Genomic DNA, 1,737 nt, shown 5'->3' on the forward strand with positions numbered 1-1,737 from the left:
GAACCGCACCTATGCGGACCTGGCGGCGCATTACGACACGGCGATCATTCCGGCGCGCCCCTACAAGCCCAGGGACAAAGCCAAGGCCGAGGCTGCGGTGCTGCTGGCTGAACGCTGGATCCTAGCGGTTCTGCGCAATCGGCAATTCTTCAGTCTCGATGAGCTGAACGCGGCGATCCGCCCATTGCTGGCGGCGCTGAACAGCAAGACATCCCGGCATCTCGGCGCCAGCCGCCGTGAGCTGTTCGACCAGTTGGACAAGCCCGCACTCAAGCCTTTGCCCGCAACGCCTTACGAGTATGCGGAATGGAAGCTGTGCCGCGCCGGGTTGGATTACCACGTCGCGATCAAGGGGCACTATTACTCCGTGCCCTATCAGCTGATGAAGAAGAAGCTGTGGGCGCGGATCACAGCCCGCACCGTGGAGGTGTTCCACGAGGGCGTGCGCATGGCGTCGCATATGCGCACCTCCGGCAATCACAAGCATTCTACGCAGGCCACCCATATGCCCGCGCATCACCGGTTCCGGGAGGGCTGGACGCCCGACAAGATCTGCGCACATGCCGCGCGCCTGGGGGCCAACGTCGAAGCCTTTGCCGAGGTGGTTCTGCGCAAGCGCAAGCATCCTGAGCAGGCCTATAGAACCTGCATGGGGGTGTTCCGTCTTGCCGACACGTTCGGCGCCGCGCGTCTCGACGCGGCCTGCAAACGCGCGCTGGAGATCCAGGGGCTGTCCTACTCATCCGTCCAATCGATCCTGAAGAACGGGATCGATCGCAAGCCCCGTGCCCGCGCCACGGAGGGGCCTGCCATCACCCACCCCAATATCCGTGGCGCGGATTACTTCCACTGACCCAGAAAGGACCAACCATGCTTCACCACCCAACCCTTGATCGCCTCAAGGCCCTGCGCCTTGACGGTATGGCCGAAGCCTTCGCCGAATTGCAGGCCCAAGATCGCGCCGTGGAGCTGTCCCACGCCGAGTGGCTCGGCCTGCTCGTCGACCGAGAAGAAGCCAATCGCGAGACCAAACGGTATGAAAGCCGGCTGCGGGCGGCCAGCCTACGCCATGTGGGTGCGTGCCCGGAAGACGTCGACTACCGCGCGCGCCGCGGGCTCGACAGGGGGCTATTCCAAACCCTGCTGACCGGTAAATGGATCGCGGACAAACGCAATTTGATCCTCACCGGGCCATGTGGTGTCGGCAAGACCTGGCTTGGCTGCGCGCTCGCGCACGCGGCCTGCCGCGAAGGCGTCACCGTGCTTTACAAACGCCTGCCACGCCTCTTCGAGGAGTTGGATCTGGCCCATGGCGATGGCCGCTTCCCAAAGATCTTCCGGGCCATCACCAAAACCCAGTTGCTGATCCTTGACGACTGGGGGCCAGACACGCTGACCGCCGCCCAAAGGCGCGACCTGATGGAGATCGTCGAAGAACGCTACGGCCGGGGGTCAACCATGATCACCAGCCAACTGCCGGTCTCTGCCTGGCATGAGGTCATCGGCGAGCCCACCTTCGCCGACGCTATCCTCGATCGCATCGTTCACAACGCGTACCGCATCGATCTCGATGGCGCGTCCATGCGAAAAAATCATCGCTAAAAAGGATGACGAAAACCCCCAAACCTGATACCCGAAATCCACTGCCTCACGGCATCGCGTCACAGGTGGCCGAATACTTCGGAACAGGTGGCCGGATGTGATCGGAATGGGTGGCCGAATGCGTCGGAATGCGCA

The 1,737-nt window shown here is 62.8% G+C and carries 2 protein-coding genes; both read left to right on the forward strand.

The window, feature by feature from the left end; genetic code table 11:
* Positions 1–853 (forward strand): Mu transposase domain-containing protein (locus ACH107_RS32630; protein ID WP_412509747.1); only part of this gene is annotated, 853 nt, incomplete at its 5' end.
* Between the two features lie 17 nt (positions 854–870).
* Positions 871–1,602: an IS21-like element helper ATPase IstB gene (gene istB / locus ACH107_RS32635; protein ID WP_412509748.1), complete on the forward strand. Its 732-nt coding sequence runs from the start codon at positions 871–873 to the stop codon at positions 1,600–1,602.
* The last annotated feature ends 135 nt before the right edge of the window (positions 1,603–1,737 follow it).

The sequence above is a fragment of the Roseovarius halophilus (ex Wu et al. 2025) genome (assembly GCF_047086965.1).

Coding starts and splice junctions, on each gene's coding strand:
- istB (WP_412509748.1), top strand. CDS start 871: ATGCTTCACCACCCAACCCTTGATCGCCTCAAGGCCCTGCGCCTTGAC.